This is a genomic window from Lentzea alba (assembly GCF_011067745.1).
GTDB lineage: Bacteria > Actinomycetota > Actinomycetes > Mycobacteriales > Pseudonocardiaceae > Lentzea > Lentzea alba.
Genome location: NZ_JAAMPJ010000001.1, coordinates 665,545 through 691,167 on the forward strand (window position 1 = coordinate 665,545; position 25,623 = coordinate 691,167).

At 68.0% G+C, this 25,623-nt stretch carries 22 protein-coding genes; 8 read left to right on the forward strand and 14 right to left on the reverse strand.

Annotated elements, in window-relative coordinates; all coding sequences use genetic code 11:
- Nucleotides 1-118: 118 nt before the first annotated feature.
- Nucleotides 119-745, reverse strand: coding sequence for a dihydroxyacetone kinase subunit DhaL (gene dhaL, locus G7043_RS03230; RefSeq protein WP_166043666.1), 627 nt, complete (start codon nucleotides 743-745; stop codon nucleotides 119-121).
- Between the two features lies 1 nt (nucleotide 746).
- Nucleotides 747-1,739 (reverse strand): dihydroxyacetone kinase subunit DhaK, encoded by a 993-nt coding sequence (gene dhaK / locus G7043_RS03235; protein WP_166043668.1) that lies wholly within the window; start codon nucleotides 1,737-1,739, stop codon nucleotides 747-749.
- 144 nt (nucleotides 1,740-1,883) lie between these two features.
- Here dhaK and G7043_RS03240 point away from each other — a divergent pair, with 144 nt between their 5' ends.
- Entirely contained in the window at nucleotides 1,884-2,876 is a 993-nt protein-coding gene (locus tag G7043_RS03240; protein WP_166043670.1) for an ABC transporter substrate-binding protein, read from the forward strand.
- Nucleotides 2,877-2,934: 58 nt separating this feature from the next.
- On the opposite strand, the gene G7043_RS03245 is transcribed toward G7043_RS03240, so the two are convergent.
- The 4 genes from G7043_RS03245 to G7043_RS03260 all read right to left on the reverse strand — a co-directional run bounded on the left by G7043_RS03245 (nucleotide 2,935) and on the right by G7043_RS03260 (nucleotide 7,691).
- Entirely contained in the window at nucleotides 2,935-4,440 is a 1,506-nt protein-coding gene (locus tag G7043_RS03245) for an aldehyde dehydrogenase family protein (RefSeq protein WP_166043672.1), read from the reverse strand.
- A 75-nt stretch (nucleotides 4,441-4,515) separates the two neighbouring features.
- Entirely contained in the window at nucleotides 4,516-5,523 is a 1,008-nt protein-coding gene (locus G7043_RS03250; protein WP_166043674.1) for a hypothetical protein, read from the reverse strand.
- Nucleotides 5,524-5,751: 228 nt separating this feature from the next.
- Nucleotides 5,752-5,988, reverse strand: coding sequence for a hypothetical protein (locus G7043_RS03255; RefSeq protein ID WP_166043676.1), 237 nt, complete (start codon nucleotides 5,986-5,988; stop codon nucleotides 5,752-5,754).
- Between the two features lie 11 nt (nucleotides 5,989-5,999).
- Nucleotides 6,000-7,691, reverse strand: coding sequence for a sodium:solute symporter family protein (locus G7043_RS03260; protein WP_166044913.1), 1,692 nt, complete (start codon nucleotides 7,689-7,691; stop codon nucleotides 6,000-6,002).
- Nucleotides 7,692-7,963: 272 nt separating this feature from the next.
- On the opposite strand from G7043_RS03260, the gene G7043_RS03265 reads away from it, so the two are divergent.
- From G7043_RS03265 to fxsT, 3 genes are all read left to right on the forward strand, one after another.
- Entirely contained in the window at nucleotides 7,964-9,493 is a 1,530-nt protein-coding gene (locus G7043_RS03265; protein ID WP_166043678.1) for a VMAP-C domain-containing protein, read from the forward strand.
- Nucleotides 9,493-10,551, forward strand: coding sequence for an AAA family ATPase (locus G7043_RS03270; RefSeq protein WP_166043680.1), 1,059 nt, complete (start codon nucleotides 9,493-9,495; stop codon nucleotides 10,549-10,551). The genes G7043_RS03265 and G7043_RS03270 overlap by 1 nt, the downstream gene beginning before the upstream one ends.
- Before the next feature lie 157 nt (nucleotides 10,552-10,708).
- Nucleotides 10,709-14,854 carry an FxSxx-COOH system tetratricopeptide repeat protein gene (fxsT, locus tag G7043_RS03275; RefSeq protein ID WP_166043682.1) on the forward strand — a complete coding sequence of 1,382 codons (4,146 nt, stop codon included), beginning with the start codon at nucleotides 10,709-10,711 and terminating at the stop codon, nucleotides 14,852-14,854.
- Here the strand turns inward: fxsT and G7043_RS03280 are convergent.
- The 4 genes from G7043_RS03280 to nucS all read right to left on the reverse strand — a co-directional run bounded on the left by G7043_RS03280 (nucleotide 14,851) and on the right by nucS (nucleotide 18,604).
- On the reverse strand, nucleotides 14,851-16,608 hold the full coding sequence (locus tag G7043_RS03280; RefSeq protein WP_166043684.1) for an HEXXH motif domain-containing protein: 1,758 nt from the start codon (nucleotides 16,606-16,608) through the stop codon (nucleotides 14,851-14,853). The genes fxsT and G7043_RS03280 overlap by 4 nt on opposite strands.
- Before the next feature lie 32 nt (nucleotides 16,609-16,640).
- Nucleotides 16,641-16,805 (reverse strand): hypothetical protein, encoded by a 165-nt coding sequence (locus G7043_RS03285; protein WP_166043686.1) that lies wholly within the window; start codon nucleotides 16,803-16,805, stop codon nucleotides 16,641-16,643.
- Between the two features lie 127 nt (nucleotides 16,806-16,932).
- Complete coding sequence (locus tag G7043_RS03290; RefSeq protein WP_166043688.1) at nucleotides 16,933-17,853, reverse strand: adenylate/guanylate cyclase domain-containing protein; 921 nt, start codon at nucleotides 17,851-17,853, stop codon at nucleotides 16,933-16,935.
- A gap of 91 nt (nucleotides 17,854-17,944) precedes the next feature.
- On the reverse strand, nucleotides 17,945-18,604 hold the full coding sequence (nucS, locus tag G7043_RS03295) for an endonuclease NucS (protein ID WP_166043690.1): 660 nt from the start codon (nucleotides 18,602-18,604) through the stop codon (nucleotides 17,945-17,947).
- Nucleotides 18,605-18,658: 54 nt separating this feature from the next.
- Here nucS and G7043_RS03300 point away from each other — a divergent pair, with 54 nt between their 5' ends.
- Nucleotides 18,659-19,195, forward strand: coding sequence for an NUDIX domain-containing protein (locus G7043_RS03300; protein WP_166043693.1), 537 nt, complete (start codon nucleotides 18,659-18,661; stop codon nucleotides 19,193-19,195).
- On the opposite strand, the gene G7043_RS03305 is transcribed toward G7043_RS03300, so the two are convergent.
- Entirely contained in the window at nucleotides 19,192-20,118 is a 927-nt protein-coding gene (locus G7043_RS03305; protein ID WP_166043694.1) for a GlxA family transcriptional regulator, read from the reverse strand. The two genes, G7043_RS03300 and G7043_RS03305, sit on opposite strands and share 4 nt — an antisense overlap.
- Before the next feature lie 108 nt (nucleotides 20,119-20,226).
- On the opposite strand from G7043_RS03305, the gene G7043_RS03310 reads away from it, so the two are divergent.
- Together G7043_RS03310 and G7043_RS03315 are read left to right on the forward strand one after the other, a co-directional pair.
- Nucleotides 20,227-20,805, forward strand: coding sequence for a DJ-1/PfpI family protein (locus G7043_RS03310; protein ID WP_166043696.1), 579 nt, complete (start codon nucleotides 20,227-20,229; stop codon nucleotides 20,803-20,805).
- Nucleotides 20,802-21,209, forward strand: coding sequence for a hypothetical protein (locus G7043_RS03315; RefSeq protein WP_166043698.1), 408 nt, complete (start codon nucleotides 20,802-20,804; stop codon nucleotides 21,207-21,209). Before G7043_RS03310 ends, G7043_RS03315 begins: the two co-directional genes overlap by 4 nt.
- Here the strand turns inward: G7043_RS03315 and G7043_RS03320 are convergent.
- Nucleotides 21,206-21,904, reverse strand: a complete 699-nt coding sequence (locus tag G7043_RS03320; RefSeq protein ID WP_166043700.1) for an SDR family oxidoreductase — start codon at nucleotides 21,902-21,904, stop codon at nucleotides 21,206-21,208. The genes G7043_RS03315 and G7043_RS03320 overlap by 4 nt on opposite strands.
- Nucleotides 21,905-22,005: 101 nt before the next feature.
- On the opposite strand from G7043_RS03320, the gene G7043_RS03325 reads away from it, so the two are divergent.
- Entirely contained in the window at nucleotides 22,006-22,860 is an 855-nt protein-coding gene (locus G7043_RS03325) for a helix-turn-helix transcriptional regulator (RefSeq protein ID WP_166043702.1), read from the forward strand.
- On the opposite strand, the gene G7043_RS03330 is transcribed toward G7043_RS03325, so the two are convergent.
- On the reverse strand, nucleotides 22,775-23,533 hold the full coding sequence (locus tag G7043_RS03330) for an enoyl-CoA hydratase-related protein (RefSeq protein ID WP_166043704.1): 759 nt from the start codon (nucleotides 23,531-23,533) through the stop codon (nucleotides 22,775-22,777). The two genes, G7043_RS03325 and G7043_RS03330, sit on opposite strands and share 86 nt — an antisense overlap.
- 20 nt (nucleotides 23,534-23,553) lie before the next feature.
- Nucleotides 23,554-25,545, reverse strand: coding sequence for a protein meaA (locus G7043_RS03335; RefSeq protein ID WP_166043706.1), 1,992 nt, complete (start codon nucleotides 25,543-25,545; stop codon nucleotides 23,554-23,556).
- Nucleotides 25,546-25,623: the final 78 nt, after the last annotated feature.

Genomic DNA, 25,623 nt, shown 5'->3' on the forward strand with positions numbered 1-25,623 from the left:
GCAGCACTCGCCGCCGCGCCGCACCCCTGACCCAGCACGCCACGATCCCGCCCAGACGCGCGGAGTGCGTCGCGCGTCGCACGCCATGTCGCGGCCACAAGATGACCGATGCCCGCCGTCATGCCTTGGCCGCCGCATCCGCGAAGGCCCGCAACAGCAGGAAGGTCGACCGGGCGCCCGGGTCCAGGTGGCCGGCGCTGCGCTCGCCCAGGTACGAGGCGCGGCCCTTGCGCGCCACCATCGGCACCGTCGACTCGGCGCCTTCCGCGGCCGCATCGGCTGCCGCTGACAGCACCGCGGCCACCGAGCCGTTCACCGAGGCGGCGGCGGCCACGGCTGGGGTCAGGGCGTCGACCATGGTTTTGTCGCCCACCACGGCCTTGCCGCGCGCCACCACGCCGTCCAGCGCGGCTTGCAGGGCACGGCCCACCAGTTCGCAGTCCAGTTCCTCGGCGTCGCCCACGGCGGCCGAGGCGCGCAGGAAAGCGGTGCCGTACAGCGGGCCGGCCGCGCCGCCCACGGTCGAGATCAGGGTGGTGGCCACCAGCTTCAGCGCCTTGCCCGGTGTGGCGAGCTCCTCGGTGTCCAAACGGGACAGCAGTGCGGTGAAGCCGCGGCGCATGTTCTCGCCGTGGTCGGCGTCGCCGATCGCCTGGTCCAGGCGCACCAGTTCGTCGCGGTGCTCCTGGATCACGGCGGCGGCGGCGCGCAGGGCCGCTACTACGTCAGCTGCCGTGCACCCCACGTCAGACTCCCCACCGCAGTGCGGGCGTGTGCACCGGCGCGTCCCACAACGAGATCATCTCGTCGTCCAGCCGAAGCAGCGTCAGACTCATGCCCTGCATCTCCAGACTGGTGATGTACGGGCCGACGAGCCTGCGTTCCACCGTGATCCCCCGATCGGCCAACAGCTGCTCCGCGATGCCGTGCGCCAAGTACAGCTCGATCAACGGAGTTCCGCCCATCGAGTTCGTGAACAGCAGCACCCGGTCGCCGGAAGAGAACGGCAAATCCTCCAAAACAGGATCGAGCAGCGCGGAGACCATCTCCGACGCGGACCCGACCGGCACGCGCTGGCGGCCCGGCTCGCCGTGGATGCCGATGCCGATCTCCATCTCGTCGTCGGCCAGCTCGAACGAGGGCGAGCCGACGTGCGGCACCGTGCACGACGTCAGCGCCAGACCCATCGACCGCACCGACGCGATCACGCGTAACGCCAACGCCTCGCAGGCCGCCAGATCGTCGCCGCGCTCCGCCGCCGCGCCCACGATCTTCTCCAGCAGCACCGTGCCGCCGACGCCACGCCTACCGGCCGTGTACAGCGAGTCCTTCACCGCCACGTCGTCGTCGATCACGACGCTGCGCACCTCGGACTCCGCCATCTCCCCCGCGGTCTCGAAGTTCAGCACGTCACCGGTGTAGTTCTTCACGATCAGCAGCGCCCCCGCACCGCCGTCACAGCGGGAGACCGCGTCGAGCACCTGGTCCGGCGTGGGCGAGGTGAAGACCGCGCCAGGACAGGCCGCGTCGAGCATGCCGCGCCCGACGAACCCGCCGTGCAACGGCTCGTGGCCCGCGCCACCGCCCGAGATGATCGCGACCTTGCCCCGCACCGGGGCGTCCGCGCGCGTGACCACAGCGGGGTCGTAGTGCACGGAGAGCAGATCGGCGTGGGCAGCCTGCATGCCCCGCAGCGCGTCCTGCACCACGGTTTCCGGATCGTTGATGATCTTCTTCATCGAACTGCCCTCCCGATCGGCGGTGACCGTGTTCCTTCTTACTCCGGGGGTCTGACACTCGGAACGGGCAAACGACCCCGGTACCGTTAGCCTGCCCTAACAACCGCAGGTCAACATCACGTTCCGTAGTGGAGGAACAACGTCGTGTCGAAGAGTGCAGCGCTGCTCGTCGCAGTCGCCCTGACCCTGACCGCCTGTTCCAGCGCGCCGGACAAACCGACCGTCGCCCAAGGCGGAGAGGACTTCGGCAAGGCCTACGAACTGAGCAACGGGTTCGGCACGACGCAGAAGCCCGGCGAGTTCCCGCGCACCATCAAGCACGCGATGGGTGAGACCAAACTCGAGAAGAAACCCGAACGGGTGATCGTGCTCGACACCGGCGAGCTCGACAACGTCGTCGCCCTCGGCATCAAGCCGGTCGGCATCGCCTACACCGACGGCTCGCCGACGATGCCCTCCTACATCGGCGACAAGGGCGGCACGCCGGAGAACGTCGGCACGACCAACAACCTCAACCTCGAGGCCATCACCAAGCTCAACCCGGACCTGATCCTGGGCTCGCAGCTGCGCGCGGAAGCCCTCTACCCGAAGCTGAGCGCCATCGCCCCCACGGTCTTCTCGGTGCGCCCCGGCTACGTGTGGAAGGAGAACTTCCTCCTCAACGCGGCCGCGCTCGACCGCCAGGCCGACGCCGCCAAGATGCTCGAGGACTACACGAACAAGGCCACCGAGACCGGCACCGCCATCGAGAAGAAGCTCGGCGTGCGCCCGACCGTCACCGCACTGCGCTTCATGCCGGGCCGCATCCGCTTGTACGCCAAGAAGTCTTTCATCGGCACGATCCTGATCGACGCCAAGATCCCGCAGCCGTCCCCGTCCCAGGTCGACGACCTGGCCGCCGAGGTGAGCGCGGAGCAGATCGGCAAGGCCGACGGCGACTTCGTCCTCTACTCCACCTACGGCGACCCCGCCAAGACCGCGACGGCCTCGGTCGTCGGCGGTCCGTTGTGGAGCGGCCTGAACGCCGTCAAGGCCGGCAAGGCCAAGCCGGTGCTCGACGAGACCTACTTCCTCGGCCTCGGCGTGCTCGCCGCGAACGTGGTCCTCGACGACCTCAAGAAGCAGGTCGGCGCGTAGCAGCAGCCATGGGGGGCACATTCATGGACCTCACGTCCATGAATGTGCCCCCCATGGCTCAGCGGCCGAAGAGCATCCGCGCGAGCCGCAGCATCTGCTTGCCCGCCATCGACGACCTGTCGAACGTCGCCATGTCGATCAGCGACGCGAACTTCAGCTTCGTCACGGCCTTGGCGTAGACGAACTCGCGCAGCCCGTCCTCGCCGTGGATGCGCCCGAACCCGGAGTCGCCGACGCCACCGAACGGCAGTCCGGGGATCGCCGCGTAGGTCAGCACCGAGTTGATCGACACCATGCCGACCCGCAGCTCGGACGCCAGCTCCTCACCGCGCGCCTTCGAGAACACGGCGGCCCCCAGCCCGTACTTGGACCGGTTCGCGAGCCGCACGCCCTCCAGCGCGTTCGGCACCCGCTTGATCACCACGGTCGGCCCGAAGGTCTCCTCGGTGACCGCCAGCGAGTCCTCCGGCACGTCCGTCAGCACCACCGGCTCGACGTACGGCGGCCTGATCGACTCCGGCCCGCCCACCAGCGCCTTGCCGCCGCGATCCAGCGCGTCCTGCACGTGCTCGCGGATGATCTCCACCTGCGCCGGCATCGTGATCGGCCCGAGGTTCGCACTCGGCTCGCCGCCCGGCTTGAGCTTCTTCGCCCGCTTCACCACGATCTCGATGAACTCGTCGGCGACGTCCTCGGCCACGTAGATCCGCTCCACGCCCGCGCACGTCTGGCCGGCGTTCGACACCGCGCCCCAGATCGCGGCCTCGGCGGCGGCGGTCAGGTCGGCGTCAGAGTCGACGATCAGCGCGTCCTTGCCGCCGCACTCGACCAGCACCGGCGTCAGCGAGGCGGCGGCCGCGGCCATGACCTTCTTGCCGGTCCGGGTGGAGCCGGTGAACGCGATCTTGTCGACGCCCGCGGCGCACAACGCGGCGCCCGTCTCACCGAAGCCCGTGACGACCTGGAAGACCGGGTACTCCGGCACCGCCTCGGCGAACGTCGACGCGAGGAACGTGCCCACACCCGGCGTGAACTCGGACGGCTTGAACACCACGGCGTTGCCGGCGGCCAGCGCGTACGAGATCGAACCCATCGGCGTGTGCGCGGGGTAGTTCCACGGCCCGATGACGCCGATGACGCCCAACGGCCGGTACTCGAGCGTCGCGCCGTGGTTGATCATCAGCATGCCCGAGGACACCCGGCGCTTGCCCAGCACGCGCCCGGCGTGCCGCGCCGCCCAGTGCAGGTGGTCCATCACCAGAGCGATCTCCACGCGGGAGTCGTCGGCGGGTTTGCCGGTCTCCGCGCTGATCAGCGTGATGAACTCGTCGGCGCGCTTCGACAGGACTCTGCGCCACGCGTCGAGTTTCGTCTTGCGTCCTTCGAAGCCGAGGCCGGCCCACCACGCCGCGGCCTCGCGCGCCGAGGACACCGCGTCCTCGACCTCGGCCGCCGTGTGGATCGGGTGGTGCGCGACGACTTCGCCCGTACGCGGGTCCAGTGATGCGAACCGCCGCTGCTCGCCATCGGCCGACAGCGCGCTGTCCGAAGCGGTCTGCGTCATGGGGCCCTCCAGGTACTCGCCAGTAACCTCGACATTAACGCGTACTCGAAGAACTTTCAGCCCCCGCCTGGTCTGTCACGCCGCGGGGAGCTTGGGCAGCACGGCCTTGGCGAACGTCTGAGCAGCGGCGCAGCGGTCGAGATCCTTCTCCTTCGAGGCCGCCACCTGGAACTCGACGATCTCACCGGCGTCGCCGGCGTCCTTCGTGCGCACGACGACCAGCTCGCAGGTCGGGAACGGACCGTCCTTGAACGCCTGGTAGCCCTTGACCCCGTTGCCGAGGTCCACCTCGACGGACTGGCTGTCGAACTTGCCGTCCTTCGGGATGCGCGCCGTCTTGAACTCGATCTGCATCTGCGCGCTCTGCCCGGACCACGAGCACTGGTGCAGGCCGAACGCGAGCTGCCGCGGCGACGCGCCCAGCAGCGGCGCGAGCGTCGCCTTGTCCACGATCGTGCACGGGTCGACCTCGACCGGCGACCCCTTGGAGGGGTTGTACTTCTGCGGGTTGCCCTTGAGCTTGCGGACCGCGCCCTCGAGCACCTTGCGCGCCGGTTCGCACGCCTCGCCGCCGTCGTTGCCGGTGCTCACCGAGACCCTGGCGGCCTGCGCCGGGTTCTCCTGCGTCACGACCGTGATGGCACACGAGTTCGTCAGCTTCTGCTCGCCGCTCTTCAGCCCGGCGAGCTGCTTGGTCGCGTTCTTCACCTCACTGGAGGTCAGCGAGTAGCCGATGTCCAGCGTGATGTTGAGCGTCTTGCCCGCCTTGTCCTTCATGTAGTTCGAGCAACGCGTGTAGCTGCTGCTGGAGTACTTCGACGGCGTGCCGACCGTCTGCAGCACGTCCTTCTCGATCAGCGCGCACGGGTTGACCAGCCGCAGCCGTTCCGCGGCGAACGCCGGCTCGACCGGCTTGTTCGGCTGCGCGGTCGGCTTGGTCGACGGATCGGCCGGCGGCGCGTCCGCACCCGCCTGCACGGTGCGTCGCGGCGAGTTGGTCTTGGCGAGACCGGGACCGGTCGCGCAACCGGCCATCAGCAACGCGGCGGCGGCGACCACGGCGGTGGCACGAAAACGAGGCACGACGTGCACGGTAGCGACCTTTGCGCGCGTTCGTGGCCGGTACCCCGAGTTACCCCGTGGCACATGTCACGCAGGGCTACGGGAACGATTCAGAAGATCAACGCGATGTAGATGGTGAAGACCCCGACGAGAAGGAGAGACGTGTTCAACCGAATTCGCCGCGCATTCAACTGGCTCGACGCGTGGACGATCGAGGCCTTCAACCCCGTTTACCCAGGTCGTCCCCAGTCATAGCTCCTTGAGCGGCTCCTTGTCCGTGTCCGCGAACTGAGGCCGCAACGTCGCCCACGCGGCGAACGCCGCCGCCAGCACCACCATGGCGACGCCGGCCCACAGGTTGATGTTGACCCCTTCGGCCTTCTTCAGGTCGTCGTCCGTGGTGAACCCGAGCCCGATGACGACGAGTACGACGCCGTACAGGCCGAAGAGGAAAGCGATGATCAGTCGCAGGTCGAACAACCTCATGGCGGCCTCCCTCAGCCGAAGATGAAGTAGAGAACGGTCGTCAGCGCCAGCACTCCGCCACCGAGCAGGGCGGGCGAGCGGTACCAGCCCGCGTCCTCACCGGTGGTGGAGTGCGACCTGTCCTTCTTGGGCGTCAGGCTGTAGACCAGCCCGACGAGCTCGCTGTCCGGCTTCGGCCGCGTGACGAGGCTGACCCCGACGGACACGACGACGTCCACCACGAACGCGAGTCCCGCGCCCAGGAAGCTCGCGCCCTGCCCCGGCAGCTCCAGCCACTTGAGGCCGAACGACGGCTCCGAGATCGCGTAGATGAACATCGCGGTGAACGTGCCCGCGAGCAGACCCACCCAACCGGCCGTGGGCGTCATCCGCTTCCAGAACATGCCGACGATGAACGTCGCGAACAGCGGTGCGTTGAAGAACGAGAACAACGCCTGGATGTAGTCCATGATGTTGGATCCGCCGAGCGCCGCCGCGATGAACGCCGTGCCGATCGCGAGCACGCACGCACCGACCGTGGCCAGACGTCCCACCCGCAGGTAGTACTCGTCCGGCCGGTCCTTCTTGATGTAGTCCTGCCACAGGTCGTACGTGAAGACGGTGTTGAACGAGCTGACGTTCGCCGCGACACCGGCCATGAAGCTCGCCAGCAGACCGGTGATCGCGATGCCGAGGATGCCGTTGGGCAGCAGATCGCGCATCAGCAGCGGCAGCACGTTGTTGTAGGCCACGCCACTGCTCGTGTCGCCCGCCTTGAGCTGCGCCATCTCCGGCACGATCACCGCGGCGATGATGCCGGGGATGATGATGATCGCCGGGATCAACGCCTTCGGGTACGCGCCGATGATCGGCGTGCGCTTGGCCGCCGACATCGACTTCGCCGACATCGCCCGCTGCACCTCGGCGAAGTTCGTCGTCCAGTAACCGAACGACAGGACGAAACCAAGACCGAACACCAGCCCGATGACACTCCACACCGGGTTGTCGATGCCGGTGAGCTCCGTCGCGGGCCAGGCGCTCAGCTGCTCCTGGTCCGTCACCTTCTCGACGATCCCCTGCCAGCCACCGACCTTGATCAGGCCGACGATCGTGAGCGGCGCCAGCGCGGCCACGATGACGAAGAACTGCAGCACCTCGTTGTAGATCGCCGCACTCAGACCACCGAGCGTCGTGTACGCGAGCACCACCAGCGCCGCGACGACGATGGACACCGGCAACGGCCACCCGAGCAGCGCGTCGATGATCACCGCCAGCGCGAACAGGTTGATGCCCGCGATCAGGATCTGCGCGACGGCGAAGCTGATGGCGTTGACCAGGTGAGCCGGCTTGCCGAACCGGCGGAGCATGAACTCGGGAACGCTGCGCACCTTGGAGCCGTAGTAGAACGGCATCATCACCAGGCCGAGGAACACCATCGCGGGGATGGCGCCGATCCAGTAGTAGTGCACGGTCGCCATGCCGTACTGCGCGCCGTTCGCCGTCATGCCCATCAGCTCGAGCGCGCCGAGGTTCGCCGAGATGAACGCGAGCCCGGTGACCCACGCCGGCAACGACCGGCCGGACAGCAGGAAGTCGAGACTGGACGAGACGGATCGTCGCGCCATCACGCCGATGCCGAGCACCACCACGAAGTAGATGACGAGCAACGCGTAGTCGATCGGTCCCGCGTCAAGCCGCAGGTCCGCCTCGGCCAACACCGACACCGGCACGGCCCACCTCCCCGGACATCGAACAAAGTCGAACACAAGCGACCAGGAGAGGACGTTACTCCAGGTGCGCGACTTCTTACCCCAAGTGCTTGATCACCAAACCACGACCTGGGATTTGGTGCCTGCTGAAGCAGGACACGAGGACCGCGCGTGGTCGATCACGAACACTTGGATGGAAACGAAACCGTGCTGGCCCTAGATAGAGACGGTGTCAGGCGAGACAATCCGTAGTCCCGGAAGCTGGCCAACGAGGGGGGCTACGGCTCATGGGACTGATAGCGGGGGCTAGAGAAGCGCAACTGCGAATACAGCAAGAGCTCACCGATGCGCTGGAGCAGTGCCAGGTGTTGCGCAGTCAGGACGGCAGACAGTTGCTGACCGAGGTGCTCAGCAGTGCGCTGGACTCGCCGGTCTCCTTGCACGGCGATTCCCAGCCACGCCAGCAACTGGTGCACGTCGTGCTCGACTGCTGCGGGCAGACGGGTGGTCTGCACGGGCTGGTGGACTCCATCCGGCTGTTGGAGCCCCGGGCGCCCGCACTAGAGGAGCTGACTCTGCTGTGCGGCGAGTGGCACGCATTGCGCGCGCTGCCCACGAACGAATGGGCGCGCCTGCGCGAAACGTTGCTGACGCTGTGCCTCAGTGACGACGAGGCGACCGAGTTCGCCTTGTTGCGCAAGCTCGTGGGCATCGCCACGGAGCATCGGGTGCTCGAACTTCCCCGATCGCACCGCACCGTCTGGGCGGCTTTTCTGCACCTGGCCGGCGCCAACGCCGCGGCCAACTCACTGCCACCGGCCATGATCTTCCTGGACTGCGTCGCGGACCAGATCGACAACGACTCGATCGCGACCGATCTCCGCCGTCTCGTGCTCACCTGGGCCGAGCAGTTCGAGCTGACCGACCGGCTCGACCGCGTCAAGGGACTCGCCGTACCGCGACCCAAGACCAGCGAACCCGGCGAGCCGAACTCGGTCTACCTCGTGATCCAGCTCGATCCGGTGCCGGCGGATCCCGAGCGCTTCCTGTTGTCGCATTGGCGGCAGTGGGACGGCGAGCACTGGGGCGCCCACCATCAGGCCGACGCGCCGGTGCCGCGCGCCGCGCTGGAGAACGAGGTCGACCTGCTCGTCCGCGACGTGGAGATCGAACTGGGCGCCCACAAGATTCCCCCCGCGGGTGCCATCAACCTGGAGTTCGTCGTTCCCTGGGAGATGCTGAACACCCCGGTTGAGTTCTGGAAAAAGTCCTCGATGTCGCACGACACCGTTCCGCTCGCCATTGACCACCCCGTGGTGTTGCGCAGCCTGGAGCGAATGCGGTACCGACGGGACCATCTGGCGTGGAAGCAACGCTGGAAATCCCTCACCACGCAGTCCGCGGCCAACCGGCTGTACCAGGGCGCTCCGAGCGGCGACGACTACTTCACCATGCTCGCCACCCATCTCATGGACGACCAGATAGTGGGGTTCGTGTTGAGCGAACCGCCCAAGGATCGCGACGGAACGGCGTGGCGGGAAGCCAGCATGGCTTTCCGCGCCGGCATACCCGCGATCATCTGGGATCGCGAGGACTGCTCGTCGAAGCTCTTCCGCGAGGCGCTGGAAAGAATGCTCGACGGCGGGTCGGTGACGGACCTTCCCCAGCGCATCGCCGAACTGCGGCGCGACGCGCTGCGCCAGCACTTCAGCAAGGACATCGCACACGCGGGCACGAGCATGGCGATTCTGTGGGAGAACCCCGATCGCCTGCCGGACTCGGGACTCTGGTTCGACCCGGAGAAAGGAACCGGCTGATGTTGGGAGACGGCCGCAACGGAGATCAGGACGAATTACCCGGGATCCAGCGATCGCTCCCGCCCGACTGGTGGATCTACCGCGGCACGGGCCAGGTCATGTCAGCCGAGGAGCGGGACGCGAAATGGCCGGCGCCACCTCCGTGGCGAAGTTTCCGCGGCGCGCCGGACCTGGCGGCTCCCGAACTCGACGAGCACGAGGCGCAACGCCGCCTGGGTCGCGTGCACGCCGCCCGCAGCACCGATCAGGCCGTGCTCGACCGGGTGAACGCGGCCATCGCCCTCGCCCGGCCGATCCTCGTGACGGGCCGGCCGGGTTCCGGGAAGTCGAGTCTGGCCTACTCGATCAGCAGAGAACTGGGCCTCGGCCGCGTCCTGCGCTGGCCGATCACGAGCCGCACCACGCTGAAGTCGGGGCTGTGGGACTACGACTCGTTCGGCAGGGCGCAGGCGATCGGACTGAACGAGAACAGCTCGATCGGCAACTTCGTCCACCTCGGACCACTCGGCACGGCGTTGTTGCCCCACAAGTTGCCTCGCGTGCTCCTGATCGACGAAATCGACAAGAGCGACGTGGATCTGCCGAACGACCTCCTCAACGTGTTCGAGGAGGGCGAGTTCTCGATTCCCGAACTGATTCGCGTGCGCGACCGCGAAGCAGAAGTGGTCGTCCACACCGCCGATACCGGAAGAACGGCGCCGGTGACCGACGGAGTCGTCCAGTGCCACGCGTTTCCGCTGGTCGTCATCACCAGCAACGGCGAACGCGACTTTCCTCCTGCGTTCCTTCGCCGGTGCATCACGCTGAACATCCCCGACCCCAGCCCGAAGCGCCTTTCCGAAATGGTGCTCGCCCACTTCCCGAACAGCGACGCCGAACTGACGGAACAGCTGATCAGAATGTTCTCCGACCGAAGCAGGAAGAACGACGGGCTGGCGGCGGACCAACTGCTCAACGCCGTCCACCTGATCCGCCCCGCACTCAACGGACAGGTGGACGAGGCCACCTGGAGAGACCTGCTCGACTCCATCTGGCACCGGCTCAACTCGGGGTCGTGATCACCATGATCCGACCGCCGGTACGCTGCGCGCGCGGTGTCGAAATCCTAGGCCGGGACCGCCAGTGGACGAGTTAGGAAACAATGCGGTTCCAGATATTGCCCCCGCCTCCGCCGGAGACATCACGGCCAGAGACGTCGCCGACGCGATATGGCTGGTGCGCGCGCAAGGACTCGATGGTCAGCGCGCCTTCAGAACGGAAACCGGCGACACGGCGAGCAGAGAACCCCCGGCCTCGCGGCAGCCGGACGATCTCCGGTCGGCCGGCTCGAACTCCGCACGGCCGGCCGAGTTCGAGCCGAGAACGGTCCTGGGCCTGGCGAGCGAGCAGGCGGCCAGGATCGCGAGCCGGCGAGGTGTCACCTTCGGCGCGGCGGAACCACCCGCGCGTCTGGACCGCGCCATTCCGCGCGCCCTCCGACCGTTGAAACAGGTCGTTCCGTCCACCACCGCCAAGGAACTGGACGAGGACGCCACGGCGGCACGCGCGGTCGTCGACGCCAGGTGGCTGCCCGTCTACTCCTCGGCGGACGAACCGCGCTGGGACGTGCTGCTCATCGTCGACGACAGCGAGTCGATGCGCCTCTGGCAGGCCACCGCGCGGGAGCTCGCCGAGACGCTCAGGCGGCAGAACGCGTTCCGCAACGTGCACGTGCGGATGCTCGGCGCCCGCGACGGACAGCCCGCGCTGAGCGGGCCGGGCGGCCAGACGCAGGCGAGAAGCATCGGCGAGGCCATCGACCCGACGCAGCGCCGCCTCGTGCTGGTGCTCACCGACGGCATCGCCGACCTCTGGCGAACCGCCGCGATGATGTCCGCCCTGCGCCGCTGGGGATCGATGCACCCGCTGGCGCTGGTGCAGGTGCTGCCGTGGTTCATGTGGCACCGCGTCGGACTCGAAGTGCACCGGGTGCGGTTGCGGTCCCGCACGGCCGGCACCCCGAGCACCCGCCTCGACTGGGAACCACAGGTCGCGGCACCGGGTGTGTTCGACGGCCTCGAGGACGCGATGCCCGTCCCCGTCGTCGAACTCGACTCCGCCGGACTCGGCTCCTGGGTGCGACTGGCCGCGGGCGGCCGGCCGGACTGGACCGACCTCGGCGCGCTCCTCGTGCCGGTGGAACCAGCCGACCTCCCGCTGAAGCACGACCGGACCGCGTCACCCGCGCGGCTGGTCGCCGACTTCAAGGCGGCCGCCAGTCCCGCCACGACGGAGCTGGCGACGTTGCTCGCCGCGGCACCGCTCGAACTGGGGCTGATGACGCGGATCCGGGAGAAGCTCCTGCCCGCCTCCCAGCCGGCCCACCTGTCCGAGTTCCTGGGCAGCCCGCTCGTGTCGCCGAGGGCCGAAGAATCCTCCAAAGGCGTGAACTTCGAGTTCAGCACAGGAGTCAGGGAAGAACTGCTCGCGGGCGGCCGCCGGGTCAACACGGCCCGAGTGCGCGAGATCGCGCACGCCTACCTCGGTGAACGCTTCGAGAACGTGCGCCAGCTCAACCGGCCTGGACTGGATGACGAAAACATCCCCGCCGTGCGGGCGAATGACGTGACACCCTTGACGGAGTCCTTCTTCACCACCGATCTCGCGGCGCAGGAGGCGTTGTCGGGCATGCACATGAGCGGCGCTCGCGCGCTCCGAAACGCCCTCCGGATGCCTGCGGGAACCTCAGCGACCACGGCCCCCGTCGGCCATGCTGAACGCGAGACCGAGCACAGATCATCGCCAACTGGAGCGACCAACCGAAATGCAGGAGGGCCCGGGGTGACCACTACCGCCGATTCCAAGGAGGCCAGGAAATCTTCCACCAGGTCGCCTGCGATATTCGGCGGCGTGCCGCCTCGAAATCCCAACTTCACCGGTAGGGAGGATCTGCTGCTACAGCTCGACGAACGTCTGGAACCAGGCGCGACCGCGGCGGTGCTGCCGCAGACGATCCACGGGCTCGGCGGCGTCGGCAAATCCGCACTGGCGATCGAGTACGCGTATCGGCACCGGTCGAAGTTCGACATGATCTGGTGGGTTCCCGCGGAACGCGAGGTCCAGATCGTCAACTCGCTCGTGGAGCTCGGCGCCCGTCTGGACCTCGGTGTCGGCGCGGCCGCCAACGTCGCGGTCAAACCCGTGCTGGACGCGCTCAAGGGCGGCGGAAACCGCAAGATCCCGCCGAACTGGCTGCTCATCTTCGACAACGCGGACAACCCGGACCAGGTGAGCGAGTACCTGCCGACCGGTGGCCCCGGCCGCATTCTCGTCACCTCCCGCAACTCCCAGTGGCTGAGCATCGCCCGTCCCCTCGAGGTCAAGGTGTTCGAGCGCCAGGAAAGCGTGCAGCTGCTGAAACGCCGTGGACCCGACCTCACCGACGAGGACGCGAGCCGCCTCGCCGACGCGCTCGGCGATCTCCCGCTGGCGATCGCTCAAGCCGCGGCATGGCGCGCGGAGACCGGCATGCCCGCGAACGAATACCTCGAACTGCTGAAGGACAAACAGCTGGAACTGCTCGACGCGACGACGAGCCTCGACTATCCGACCTCGGTGGCCGCGGCGTGGAACCTGTCGCTGGACGAACTGCAGCAGAGAAACCCCGCGGCCCTCAGCATCCTGCAGACCTGTGCCTTCTTCGCACCCGAGCCGGTGCCCAGGTCGATGTTCACCAACGCCCGGCAGATCGACGTGAAACCCGAGCTGAAACGCGCTCTGCGGGACCGGCTTCGGTTCAACGAGGTGATCCGGGACATCAACCGCTTCGCGCTCGCGCGAGTCGACCACCGCTCGAACTCGATTGAAATGCACCGCCTGGTTCAGACGGTGTTGATCAACCAGATGTCGGAGAACGAACGCGACACCATGAGGCACGCGGCTCACCTGATTCTCGCTGCCAACGACCCGAACGCGCCGGACGACTCCGACTTCTGGTCGAAGTACGCCGAGCTGCACACGCACGTGATCAAGTCCAACGCGATCGAGTCCGAGGACCAGTCGGTCCGGGATCTCGTCTACAACCTCGTGCGATTCCTCTACTTCTGGGGTGAACACGAGCGCAGCGCCGAGTTGTCCCGCCAGATCTACGACATCTGGTCGGTCCGGCTCGGCCCCGACGACCTGGAGACGCTGAAGGTCGGCAGGTGGCTCGGCTTCATGCTGTGGCTGCTGGGTCAGTACCGGGAGGCGGCCGAGCTCAACGCCCGGATCCTGGAGGCCTGCCAGCGCACTGTCGGAGACAACCACGAGGACACGGTCGAGGCGGTCGGCTCGGTCGCGGCGGACAACCGCGCACGAGGTGACTTCGCCACCGCACTGGAGTTGTCCCGAGTCAACTACGAGCGCTGCATCCGCGCGTTCGGCGACGACGACCCGGTGACGCTGAACGCGGCGCACAACCTCGGTGTGAGTCTCCGGCTGGCCGGCAAGTTCGCGGAGGCGCAGCAGCTCGACGAGGACACCTGGGACCGGAAGGTCCAGATGTTCGGCCGGGACCACGCGCTGACCCTGATCACCGAGATCGGTCTGACGATCGACATGCGGGAGATGGGCGACTACCGAGGTGCCGCGGTGCGGCACGAGGACATCGTCGCCACTTACCGACGGCTGTACGAGGACCTCAACCCCGCGCTGCTGCGCGCTGTTCGTCAGCTGAGCGCGATGCGGCGCAAGGCGGGCGATCACGAACGTGCGCTGCTCGCGTCGGAGGAGGCGCTGAACGGCCTGACGATCCGCTACGGCGACAACCACGCGGACACTCTGGCCGCCGCACTGGGCAAGTCGATCGACCTCAGGCACCTCGGCAAGATCAGCATCGCCATGCAGGTGGGCACCGAGACGCTGAGGCGCTACCAGCGGTCGCTCGGTCCTGATCACCCGCACACGCTGTCTGCCGCGGTCAACGTCGCGGTGCTGCACCGTCTGCTCGGCAACCACGCCGCGGCACACGAGCTCAACCAGGAGACGCTCACGGCGTTCCGGGCACGGCTCGGCGACGAGCACCCGTCCACCCTGGTGACCGCGATCAACCTCGCGAGCGACCTGTACGCGCTGGGGGAGTTCCAGGCGGCGCACGATCTGGACGCCACCACGGCGAGCCAGGCGATCGCGGCTTTGGGCGCCGATCACCCGACCACCCTGGCGTGTCAGGCCAACCTGGCGCAGGACCTGCGTGCGGTCGGTCGCATCGAGGAGGGTGACCGGATGCGGGCGAGCGCCGTGCAGGCGTTGCGCACCAGGCTGGGCGACCACCCCGCCGTGACCCAGCTCGACGATCTCTCCACCAGGGCCAACTGCGACATCGACCCGATGCCGCTTTAGCCGGTCTGTTCGGCGAACCAGCCGGCGAGCGCCTCCGGATCGGGGGCCTCGCCGGTGGTCAGGGCCACCGCCGAGTGCGCGGCCCTGACCAGTTCCGGACGCTCGACGAGAACGCGCGAGGCAGGTCCGGGAGCGAGTTCGTCGAGAACCAGAGCCAGGCCCGCCCACGCCCCTGGCCGGTCGCACGGCCTGCTGAGCTCTGCGAGATAGAGGTCGCGAGCTTCCTCCAGCGCACCGGCGACGAAGGCGAAGTCGCCCTCGCCCGCGCCGTCGACCACCTGCGCCGTCGAGCCGAGCAGATCCCTGGTCGTCTTCAGGTCCGCCGGATCGGCCAGCAGGACCCTGGCGAGCACCGCCTTGACGTCGAGCCGGCGGTGGCGCACCGGGCTTCCGGTGGACGACCCGGCGCTTCCCGGCGCCCAGGCGGCGACGGCGGCGCGCACCAGTTCGGCGTCCGGACGCACGTGGCCGACCCGCCACCCGATCCGGTGGTCCGCGGCCGCGCGCTCCGCCGCGCGCAGGAGGTCATCGGGCACAACGGCGGAACTGTTCCGCGCGAACCTCGATTCGACACCGGCGACGAAACGGCGGCCTGTCTCCGTGAGCGATCGCCGGCCCTTCAGCTCATCGATCGCCGTCGCGGTCTGCTCGCGCAGCAGGGCGAACTCGAACTCGGCGAGGTCGCGATCCCGGTCCCGCAAGCGATGCCGTTCCTGTTCCCAGAACTCCATCACCGCGAGAAATGCGTAGACGCCCTGGAAAAGCCCGCCGGTGGGCCTCGGGTCGTCTCTCCACGGCGAGTAGGCGTCGAGCGTCGAGTCGTCGACGAAGAGAGGCTTGAGGTGTCCGATCGCGTTCAGCTTGCTGTGCTGGAACTCGTGGATGAGCGTGGCCGCGAGCTGGGCGGCGTCGTGCGGCGCCGAGACGATCGCACCGCCGAAACCGTCGCCCACCGAGGCGCTGTGGGGCCTGAAGCGGAACGTCGGCGGACGGGGAACGATCGAAGTCAGGCCCGCCGACAGCTCTCTCGCCCAGCTCTCGTGACCACGGGTCAGCAACTGCCACGCGTCGCTGAGCAGCCCGAGCCACCGCGCCGACTCGTCGGCGGTCAGCGGTTCGGGTGGCAGCAGGCCGGTGAGTCCGCGATGCGGCCCCGCGTCGTCGAGGCGCAGTTCCAGATCGATGGCGCGGAAATAGCGGAAAGCGTGCCAGTCGGTGTTGTTCGGCGCCACCGCGACAGTCGCACCGGCGCTTTCGACGCGCGGTCCATTCGCATCCGAGACGATTTCGGCCGTCCCCCACCCGGCACCGCCACCGACATGCGCGGACCCGAGGGTCGGCAACACCACATTTCCATCCCAGGCGGGAATGGTGAGCCGAAAGGGCACGGCAGCTCTGATCGCCGCGGCGCAGGCGAACGCGTGCAGTTGTCCGACGTGGAACCAAATCGGTGCTGGATCATTTTCGACGGTGTCGCGCAGTCGCCGCAGCGCGTGCGCCGTCCAGAGTCCGAGCTGCGGGTCCGAGAGCATTGCCGAGATCTCGGCCGGCGCCTCGCGTTGAGCTCGGATCAGCACGTTCCAGGCCTCGTCGACCGGCGCCAGCGGACCACGGGCAGCCGGTTGTTCCCTCGCCAGCCGGAGCACCAGCCGCAGCGCCAGCAGCCGCCTGCTGCGTTCGGCCAGGCCGAGTTCCCGCACCGCGACGTCGGCGGACGTGTGCGAGGCCAGCGCGTCCAGTTGCCCCCAGGTCATCCAGTGGCGATGAAAGGACCTCATGCCCACGGCTACGAGTTGTGCCCGCCGATGCTGCTGCTCGGATGGTCGATCTGCCGCAGGAATCGGGTCTCAGATGAAGTCAGCTCCGGCCCGTCCACAGAATCGAGTGCGTCAAAAGGAATGTCGGTCAGATCGACCAGGCCTGCGTCGATTCGTTTTGCGAACTCGTCCACCTGTGGGCCTCCCGAGTCGTGATGTTCCGCGGTAACGACCTCATCACCTGTGCCGTATACCGAGTGTAATACCGTCGTTACGCCTCGATGAGGTGCGGACGGACCTTTTCCCGCTGCGCTGAAGGTGCTACTGATCGCCTTCGAGCTCGAGGCGGTCCTGCGTCGCTTCCAGCTTCGTCACGGCATCGAAACCTCCCGCGAAGAATCGGATCACCTCGACCAGCCGCTCCCACGCGTCGCCGTGTCTCAGGCAGGTGCGGACGATGCTGACCAGGTCTGTCTTCGCCGTCATGTGCCGCGGGATCGAGGACCAGATGTCCGGATCGAGCTCCCGCAACACCTGATCGCGTCCTTCTTTCGTCTCCAGCACGGGAATCTCGAGCAGAACGTCGACGATCTCGCTCAGCTCTCTCAGCGTCGGTTCACGCCGAGCTGCCTGCCGCCGCTGGCCGTGCGTCCGCTCGGGTACTTCGCCGAACAGCCGAATCCACGCCTTGTCGTGGGTTTCCTTGACGTCGACCGGGATCGCCCGGAACGCCGCCGGATGTGCGGCGGGCTCGTGCGTGACAACGGACTGGAAGAACCAGTCGGACACGATGAGCACGAAACTCGCCGTCGACGCCGCCAGGGCGCGTTTCGCCTCCCGTGCCTCCAGGATGCGGAAGGTGAAGTTCACCGCGTCGGCGACAACGCCGTACCTGTCGTCGCGCACCTCACCCGCGTGCAGCGCGATCCGAAGGCGCATGCGTGCCTCGATCGAGTGGCGCGCGTTGTAGCGGCGCAGCTCGGCATCGATCCGCGGGGGCATGCGGTCGACGAGCACGGCTTTGGGGACGTCGGCCGAGAGCAGCACCAGTGCGCCATCGCCGCGATCCTCGATGGTGACCGACGCGCGCGACACACCGCTGTCGGCGAACGCGGCCTCCAGCAGCTCGTACATCCCCGCGCGAACGACCATCCGGTCCTGGTCGGTTCGCGCCTTGTCGCCGAAGCTCTCCACGTCGACGACGAGGATGGTGCGTGGTGTCGCCGCCGAGCCTTGCTCCATCCCGCCCTCCCCCTCGCCCCACGAGATTTGTAACGTGAGGCCAGGACTCAGGTCGAGAGCGTGCCGGAGAGGGCACTCGAATGAACCAGCGTCAGAACAGCCGGAACTCGTCCGGTTCGATCCCGCGCAGCGCGTCGTAGTCCAGCACCACGCACCGGATGCCGCGGTCCTCCGCCAGCACCCGTGCCTGCGGCTTGATCTGCTGCGCCGCGAACACGCCCTGCACCGGCGCCAGCAGCGGGTCGCGGTTCAGCAGCTCCAGGTAGCGGGTGAGCTGTTCGACGCCGTCGATCTCGCCGCGGCGCTTGATCTCCACCGCGACCGAGCCGCCGGCCGAGTCGCGGCACATCAGGTCGACCGGGCCGATGGCGGTCGGGAACTCACGGCGCACCAGCGTCCAGCCGTCGCCGAGGGTGGTGACGTGCTCGGCGAGCAGCTTCTGCAGGTCGGCTTCGACGCCGTCCTTCTGCAGGCCGGGCTCCGGGCCGAGTTCGTGCTTGGAGTCGTGCAGCACCTCGTCGAGGGTGATGATCAGCTTCTCCCCCGCCTTGTTCTGCACCGTCCAGATGTCCGGGTCCTCGATCAGCCAGCAGGGCGGGCTCATCCAGTTCAACGGCTTGTAGGCGCGGTCGTCGGAGTGGATCGACACCGAGCCGTCGGCCTTGATCAGCAGCAGTCTCTGAGCCATGGGCAGATGGGCGGTGAGTCGGCCTACGTAGTCGACCTGGCAGCGAGCGATGACGAGACGCACCGCGACAGGCTACGGGGTGCGTCCAGCATCCGGACGTTAGGTACGGTCCGTGGCGTGGAAAGCCTCGGCACCCGTCAGGTGTACGCAAACCAGTGGATGACCGTTCGCGAAGACCCGATCCGCCGCGCGGACGGGACGCAGGGCATCTACGGCGTCGTCGACAAGCCCGACTACGCACTGGTCATCCCGCTCGACGGCGAGCGTCTTCGCCTCGTCGAGCAGTTCCGCTACCCGCTCGGGTTGCGCCGCTGGGAGTTCCCCCAGGGCACCGCGCCCGACCGCGCCGACTCGGACCCGCTGGAGCTGGCCGGCCGCGAGCTCCGCGAGGAGACGGGGCTGCGCGCCGGCAAGATGATCGAGCTCGGTCTGCTCGACGTCGCGCCGGGCATGACGTCGCAGCGCGGCCGGGTGTTCCTCGCCACGCAGCTCACCGAGGGCTTCCACGAGCGGGAGCTGGAGGAGCAGGACATGCGCTCGGCGTGGTTCCCGCGCGCGGACTTCGAGACGATGATCGCCAAGGGCGAGATCACCGACGCCCAGTCGATCGCCGCCTACACGCTGCTGTTGCTGCACGAACACTCGCAGCCCTAATTTTGGCAGCCCTGAAACGCCGCCCGGTAGGCGTTGGGTGAGGTCCCGGCGATCCGCTTGAACCTGTCGCGGAACGCCGTGGCCGAGCCGAACCCGACCCTGCTCGCGATCAGCTCCACCGAGTCCCTGGTCGTCTCCAGCAGGTGCTGCGCCTGGCGCACCCGCGCCCGGTGCAGCCACTGCAACGGCGTCGTCCCGGTCTGCTCGCGGAACCGCCGGTTCAACGTCCGCGTGCTCATTCCCGCCTGCCGCGCCAGCTCCTCCAGCGTCAGGTCGCGCGCGGCGTTGGCCTCCATCCACCGCAGCACGGGTTCGAGTTCCGCGCCCTGAGGCGCCGCGGGCGGCGTCACGATGAACTGCGCCTGCCCGCCTTCTCGCTCGAGCGGCATCACGGCCAGCCGCGCCGCGTCGGCCGCCACCGCCGACCCGTGATCGCGGCGAATCATGTGCAGGCACAGGTCGAGGCCCGCCGCCGCGCCCGCGGACGTGAGGAACTGCCCGTTGTCGACGTACAGCACGTCCGGGTCCACCTCGACGGCCGGGAACCTCTCCGCCAACTCCTCCGCGGCCAGCCAGTGCGTGGTCGCTCGCAACCCGTCCAGCAACCCGGTCGCCGCGAACACGAACGCCCCCGAGCAGATCGACGCGATCCGGGCACCGCGCGCGGCGGCCTGCCGCAGCGCCTCGATCACCTGTCTCGGGACGACCAGCTCCGGATCGTGACCCGGCAGCACAATGGTGTCCACTTCGGACAGCAGCTCCAAGCCGTGCGGCACTTTCAGCTCGAACAACTCGGCCTTGACCGTCCTCTTCGGACCGCAGACCCGCACCCGGTACCGGCCGGTCCAGTTGAACGCGTCGACCGGCACGGCGAAGTCGAACGGGACCACGCTGTCCATCGCCAGTACAGCAACCTCGTGCACGTCCACCACCATAGCTGGCGAGAATCCGTTGGAACATGGCATTCCAGCCAGTTCTGCTCCTCGCCGTCCGGCCCTACCGTCGTGATCACCGACGAAGGAGCAAGCGAAGTGAAAGCTCAAGTGGTGTTGTTCGACGGCTTCGACCCGTTGGACGTGATCGGCCCGTACGAAACGCTGGCCGCCGCCGGCGTCCAGGCCGAACTGGTGACGGCAGAGGGAGCCCGCGAGGTCCCCGCGGGCTTGAACCTGTTGTCCCTCAAAGCGACCGCACAACTGGCCGCGGACGCCAACCTGATCGTGCTTCCCGGAGCGGCAGCCCTCGACGACACGACGACCTTGGCCCTGCTCAACGCGGCCGCCGCCACTCTCACACCCTTGTTGAAGGAGACGAACGCGATCATCGCGACCGTGTGTGGTGGATCGTTGGTGCTGGCCATGACCGGCCTGATCAAGGGCCGCAACGCCACCACCAACCACCTCGGCCTGCACGCGCTGGAATCCATGGGCGTGAACTCCGTCCGCGCCCGCATCGTCGACGACGGCGACCTGGTCACCGCCGCCGGCGTCACCTCCGGCGTCGACCTCGGCCTCTACCTGGTCGAACGCGAGATCGGCGCCCAGAAAGCACTCGAGGTGGAAACCCTGTTCGCGCACGAGCGCCGCGGCACCGTCTGGAGGGCCGCGTGAGCAAGCTCTTCCTCTCGCTGCACGTGCTGGCCGCGATCCTCGCCATCGGCCCGGTCACGGTCGCCGCGAGCATGTTCCCGAAAGCCGTCCGGGAAAACGGCAATCCCGCGCTCCTGCACCGGATCTGCCGCGTCTACGCCCTGATCGGCATCTCGGTGCCGGTCTTCGGGTTCGCGACGGCCGGCGTGATGGGCGTGACCGGCCACCCGTGGGTGATCGTCTCGATCGCGCTCACCACCGCCGCCGCGTTCCTGCTGGCCCTCAAGATCCTGCCCGGCCAGGAAAAAGCGCTGAAGACCAACGACATCAAGCACCTGGCCATGTACACCGGCATCTTCAACCTGTTGTGGGCCACCGTGACAGTGCTGATGATCCTCCGGCCGGGCTCGACCACCGGGGCCTAGCGCTGCGACACGGGCCGCACCACGATCTCGTTCACGTCGACCTCCGCGGGCTGCGAGATCGCGTACTTGATGGCCTCACCGATGGCGGAGGCCGGCAGCGCGATCTTGCGGAAGTCCTCCATCAACTCCGCCGCGAAGTCCTCCGTGATGGTGTCCGCCAGCTCGGACTCCGTTACACCGGGCGAAATCACGGTGACCCGCAGGTCGTCGCGCTCCTGCCGCAGCCCCTCGGACAACGCCCACACCGCGTACTTGGTCGCGCAGTACACGGCGGCCGTGGGCATGACCATGTGCGCACCGATCGAGGCGACGTTGACGATGTGACCCCCGTTCGAGAACTGCGGCAGCACGGCGGCGGTCCCGTAAAGCACGCCGCGCACGTTCACGTCCAGCATCCGGTCCCACTCGTCGACCTTCAGCGAGCTCATGAGCGACAACGGCATCACGCCCGCGTTGTTCACGAGCACGTCGACACGGCCGAAACGCTCGACTGCCGCGTCCACAAAGGACTGGAACGACTCACGTGAGGTGACGTCCAACGGCGCATACCCACCGCCGATCTCGGCGGCCAGCGCCGCCAGCTTGTCCTCGCGGCGCGCCCCGAGGAACACCTGATGCCCGGCCGCGGCCAGGACGCGGGCCGTGGCCTCGCCGATACCGCTGGAAGCTCCACTGATCAACACGACTTTGCTCATGCCACCACCATGACCAGCGAAAACAGCGCCAGCCAGGACACCTTCTCCCTAGGTGTGGCACACCCAGGCAAAGGGCAGGCCAACCGAATAACCTCGAAGACGTGCTCGGCGAGTTCCTCAAGGCCCACCGCGCCCGCGTCAATCCCGAGGACGCGGGTCTGCCCAGTCACACCCAGCGCAAGGTCAAGGGCCTGCGCAGGGAAGAGGTCGCCGTCCTGGCCGGCGTCAGCGCGGACTACTACGCCCGCCTGGAACAGGGCCGCGAGACCAACCCGTCCGCCCAGGTTCTCGACGCCCTGAGCCGCGCGCTCAGGCTCGACTCCGATGCACGAGCCCACCTGCACCGCCTGGCCGGTGTGGTCGCCGACGAAGGCCACGCGCCGGACGTGGTCAGCCCCGAACTGCGGCGACTCATGAGCGGCCTGCACGACATGCCGGCGTTCGTGATGAACTCGCTGCTCGACATCCTCGCCATGAACGCGCTGGCCGACGCGCTGTACGAGCCGTTCACGGCCAATGACAACGCCGCCAGGATGACGTTCCTCGACCCCGCCGCCGCGAGCTTCTACCCGCGCTGGAACTGGGTCGCCCAGAGCACCGTCGCGCATCTGCGGCAGACCGCGGACCCGAAGTCCCAGCGCCTCAAGCAGATGGTCGAGGCGCTGAACGAGAACCCGATGTTCAAACAGCTGTGGGAACAGCACGAGGTGCGCGGGAAAACCCAGGACGCCAAGGAGTTCGTGCATCCCGCGGTCGGCCCGCTCAAGCTGAACTACCACTCGTTCGACGTGCGCGAGGCTCCCGGCCAGTTCCTGGTGATCTACCAGGCCGAGCCGGGCCCGAACGCGGACGCGCTGAAGCTCCTCGCGGCTAGTCGGGCCACACGGGCGGCCGCTTCTCCAGGAACGACGCCCGTCCCTCTTTGGCTGACGGGGACTGCGAAGTCTCGGCCATGACGGCCAGCGCGATCTCGTAGGCGTCCGCCTCTGGCCGGTCCAGCTGCGCGTAGATCGTCCGCTTGCCCACAGCCTTCGACACCCGGCTGCCCCGCGTGGCGCGCACCAGCAGTTCGTCGACGGCGGCGTCCAGCTCGTCGGCGGCCACAGCGCGGTTGATCAGCCCCCACTCCACGGCCGTCGCGGCGTCCACGACATCCCCGGTGAGCACCATCTCCATCAACCGCTTGCGCCCGACGGACCGCGCGACCGGCACCGCGGGCGTGTGGCAGAACCACCCGGCTTTCCCACCGGGCAAGGCAAAACCGGCGTCCAGCGAGGCCACCGCCAAATCGCACGACGCCACCAGCTGACACCCGGCGGCCGTCGCCAGCCCGTGCACGCGCGCGATCACCACCTGTGGCACGGCCTGAATGGTCTTCATCAGCACCGTGCACAACTCCAGCAGCAGCCGCACACCCTCCTCGTCACGCGCGTGCACGTCCGCGAAGTCGTGCCCAGCGGAGAAAACCGGTCCCTCGGCGGCGAGCACGATGCCCGCCGCGTCCGAGTCACCCGCCTCCCGGAACGCCTCCAGCAACTCCGTGAGGTGCTCGGCGGACAGCGCGTTGCGCTTCGCCGCACGGTTCATCGTGATCCGGACTACCGAACCCTCACGCGCAACGTCGACCATCCGAAGACCCTAAGGCCCTGCTACAGAGAATGCACCTCACGGATCACGGTGACGATCTCGTCCATGATCTCGGTCAGCTCGTAGTCCTTCGGCGTGAACACCCGCGCCACACCCCGGTCGCGCAGCTTCTGAGCATCGTCCGGCGGGATGATGCCGCCGACGATCACCGGGATGTCCCCGGCGCCGGCCGCGCGCAGTCCGTCGACCACCGCGGGCACGACCTCCAGGTGCGAACCGGACAGGATCGACAGGCCGACGACGTGCACGTCCTCCTGCACGGCGGCGGCCACGATCTGCGACGGCGTGAGACGAATGCCCTGGTAGACGACCTCGAAGCCGACGTCGCGGGCACGCACGGCAACCTGTTCGGCGCCGTTGGAGTGGCCGTCCAGGCCCGGCTTGCCGACCAGCATGCGCAGCCGCTCGCCGATCTCCTCGCCGGTCCCGCGCACCCGCTCGCGCACGCGCGCGATCTCCGAACCGGCCTCGCCCGACGCCGAAGCACCGGAAACGCCGGTGGGCGCGCGGTATTCGCCGAACGTCTCACGCAACGCCTGCGACCACTCACCGGTCGTCACGCCTGCGCGCGCACACGCGAGCGTCACCTCGACGAGGTTCTGGTCGGTCTTGGCGGCCTCGCGCAACGCGTCCAGCGATGCCTCGACCGCGGCGTTGTCACGGTTGGCGCGCCACTGCTGGATCGCCTCCACCGCGTGCAGCTCGACGATCGGGTCGATGGTCTCGATCGCGTTCGCGCCCTCGGCCTGCAGCGGCGACGGCTCGGTGGTGTCGAACTTGTTGACGCCGACGACGATCTCCTCGCCGGACTCGACGCGACGACGGCGGTCCGCGAGCGACGACACCAGTTGCGACTTCATGTAGCCGGACTCGACGGCCGCGACGGCACCGCCCATCGCCTGCACGCGGTCGATCTCCTCACGCGCACCGGCGAGGATCTCGTTGACCTTCGCCTCGATCACCGGCGAGCCGTCGAAGATGTCGTCGTACTCCAGCAAGTCCGTCTCGTAGGCCAGGACCTGCTGCATGCGCAACGCCCACTGCTGGTCCCACGGACGTGGCAGGCCGAGCGCCTCGTTCCACGCCGGCAGCTGGATCGCGCGCGCACGGGCGTTGCGGGACAACGACACCGCGAGCATCTCAAGCACGATGCGCTGGACGTTGTTCTCAGGCTGCGCCTCGGTCAATCCCAAAGAATTGACCTGCACGCCGTAGCGGAACCGGCGGTGCTTCGGGTTCTCGACGCCGTAGCGCTCCAGCGTGATCTCGTCCCACAGCTGGGCGAACGCGCGCATCTTGCACATCTCCTCGATGAACCGCACACCGGCGTTCACGAAGAAGGAGATGCGAGCGACGACCTCGCCGAACTTCTCCTGCGGCACCTGACCGGAGTCGCGCACCGAGTCCAGGACGGCGATCGCCGTGCACATCGCGTACGCGACCTCCTGCGCCGGCGTCGCGCCGACCTCCTGGAGGTGGTAGCTGCAGATGTTGATCGGGTTCCACTTCGGCACGTTCGACACGGTCCACGCGACCATGTCGGTGATCAGCCGCAGCGACGGTCCCGGCGGGAACACGTAGGTGCCGCGGGACAGATACTCCTTGATGATGTCGTTCTGCGTCGTGCCGGCGAGCGCCGACGGGTCCGCGCCCTGCTCCTCGGCCACGGTGACGTACATCGCGAGCAGCCACATGGCCGTCGCGTTGATCGTCATCGACGTGTTGGCGCCGGCGAGCGGGATCTGGTCGAACAACTGCCGCATGTCGCCGATGTGGCTGATCGGCACGCCGACCTTGCCGACCTCGCCCTTCGCGAGCTCGTCGTCCGGGTCGTAGCCGGTCTGCGTCGGCAGGTCGAACGCCACTGAGAGACCGGTCTGCCCCTTGGCGAGGTTCCGGCGGTAGAGCGCGTTGGAAGCGGCGGCCGACGAGTGCCCCGCGTACGTGCGCATCACCCAAGGGCGGTCGCGTTCACGGTCAGCTGGGTACGGCACAGCAACCTCCCACAAGTCGTTCTCCGGAGCGTACTGGCCAGTAACCGTTGCCGCGCGTGCGATTGCTCACTGAATCGA

Coding starts and splice junctions, on each gene's coding strand:
- G7043_RS03320 (WP_166043700.1), bottom strand. CDS start 21,904: ATGAGCAAAGTCGTGTTGATCAGTGGAGCTTCCAGCGGTATCGGCGAG.
- G7043_RS03245 (WP_166043672.1), bottom strand. CDS start 4,440: ATGACGCAGACCGCTTCGGACAGCGCGCTGTCGGCCGATGGCGAGCAG.
- G7043_RS03330 (WP_166043704.1), bottom strand. CDS start 23,533: ATGGTCGACGTTGCGCGTGAGGGTTCGGTAGTCCGGATCACGATGAAC.
- G7043_RS03290 (WP_166043688.1), bottom strand. CDS start 17,853: ATGGAGCAAGGCTCGGCGGCGACACCACGCACCATCCTCGTCGTCGAC.
- G7043_RS03255 (WP_166043676.1), bottom strand. CDS start 5,988: ATGAGGTTGTTCGACCTGCGACTGATCATCGCTTTCCTCTTCGGCCTG.
- G7043_RS03270 (WP_166043680.1), top strand. CDS start 9,493: ATGTTGGGAGACGGCCGCAACGGAGATCAGGACGAATTACCCGGGATC.
- dhaK (WP_166043668.1), bottom strand. CDS start 1,739: ATGAAGAAGATCATCAACGATCCGGAAACCGTGGTGCAGGACGCGCTG.
- G7043_RS03265 (WP_166043678.1), top strand. CDS start 7,964: ATGGGACTGATAGCGGGGGCTAGAGAAGCGCAACTGCGAATACAGCAA.
- G7043_RS03280 (WP_166043684.1), bottom strand. CDS start 16,608: ATGACCTGGGGGCAACTGGACGCGCTGGCCTCGCACACGTCCGCCGAC.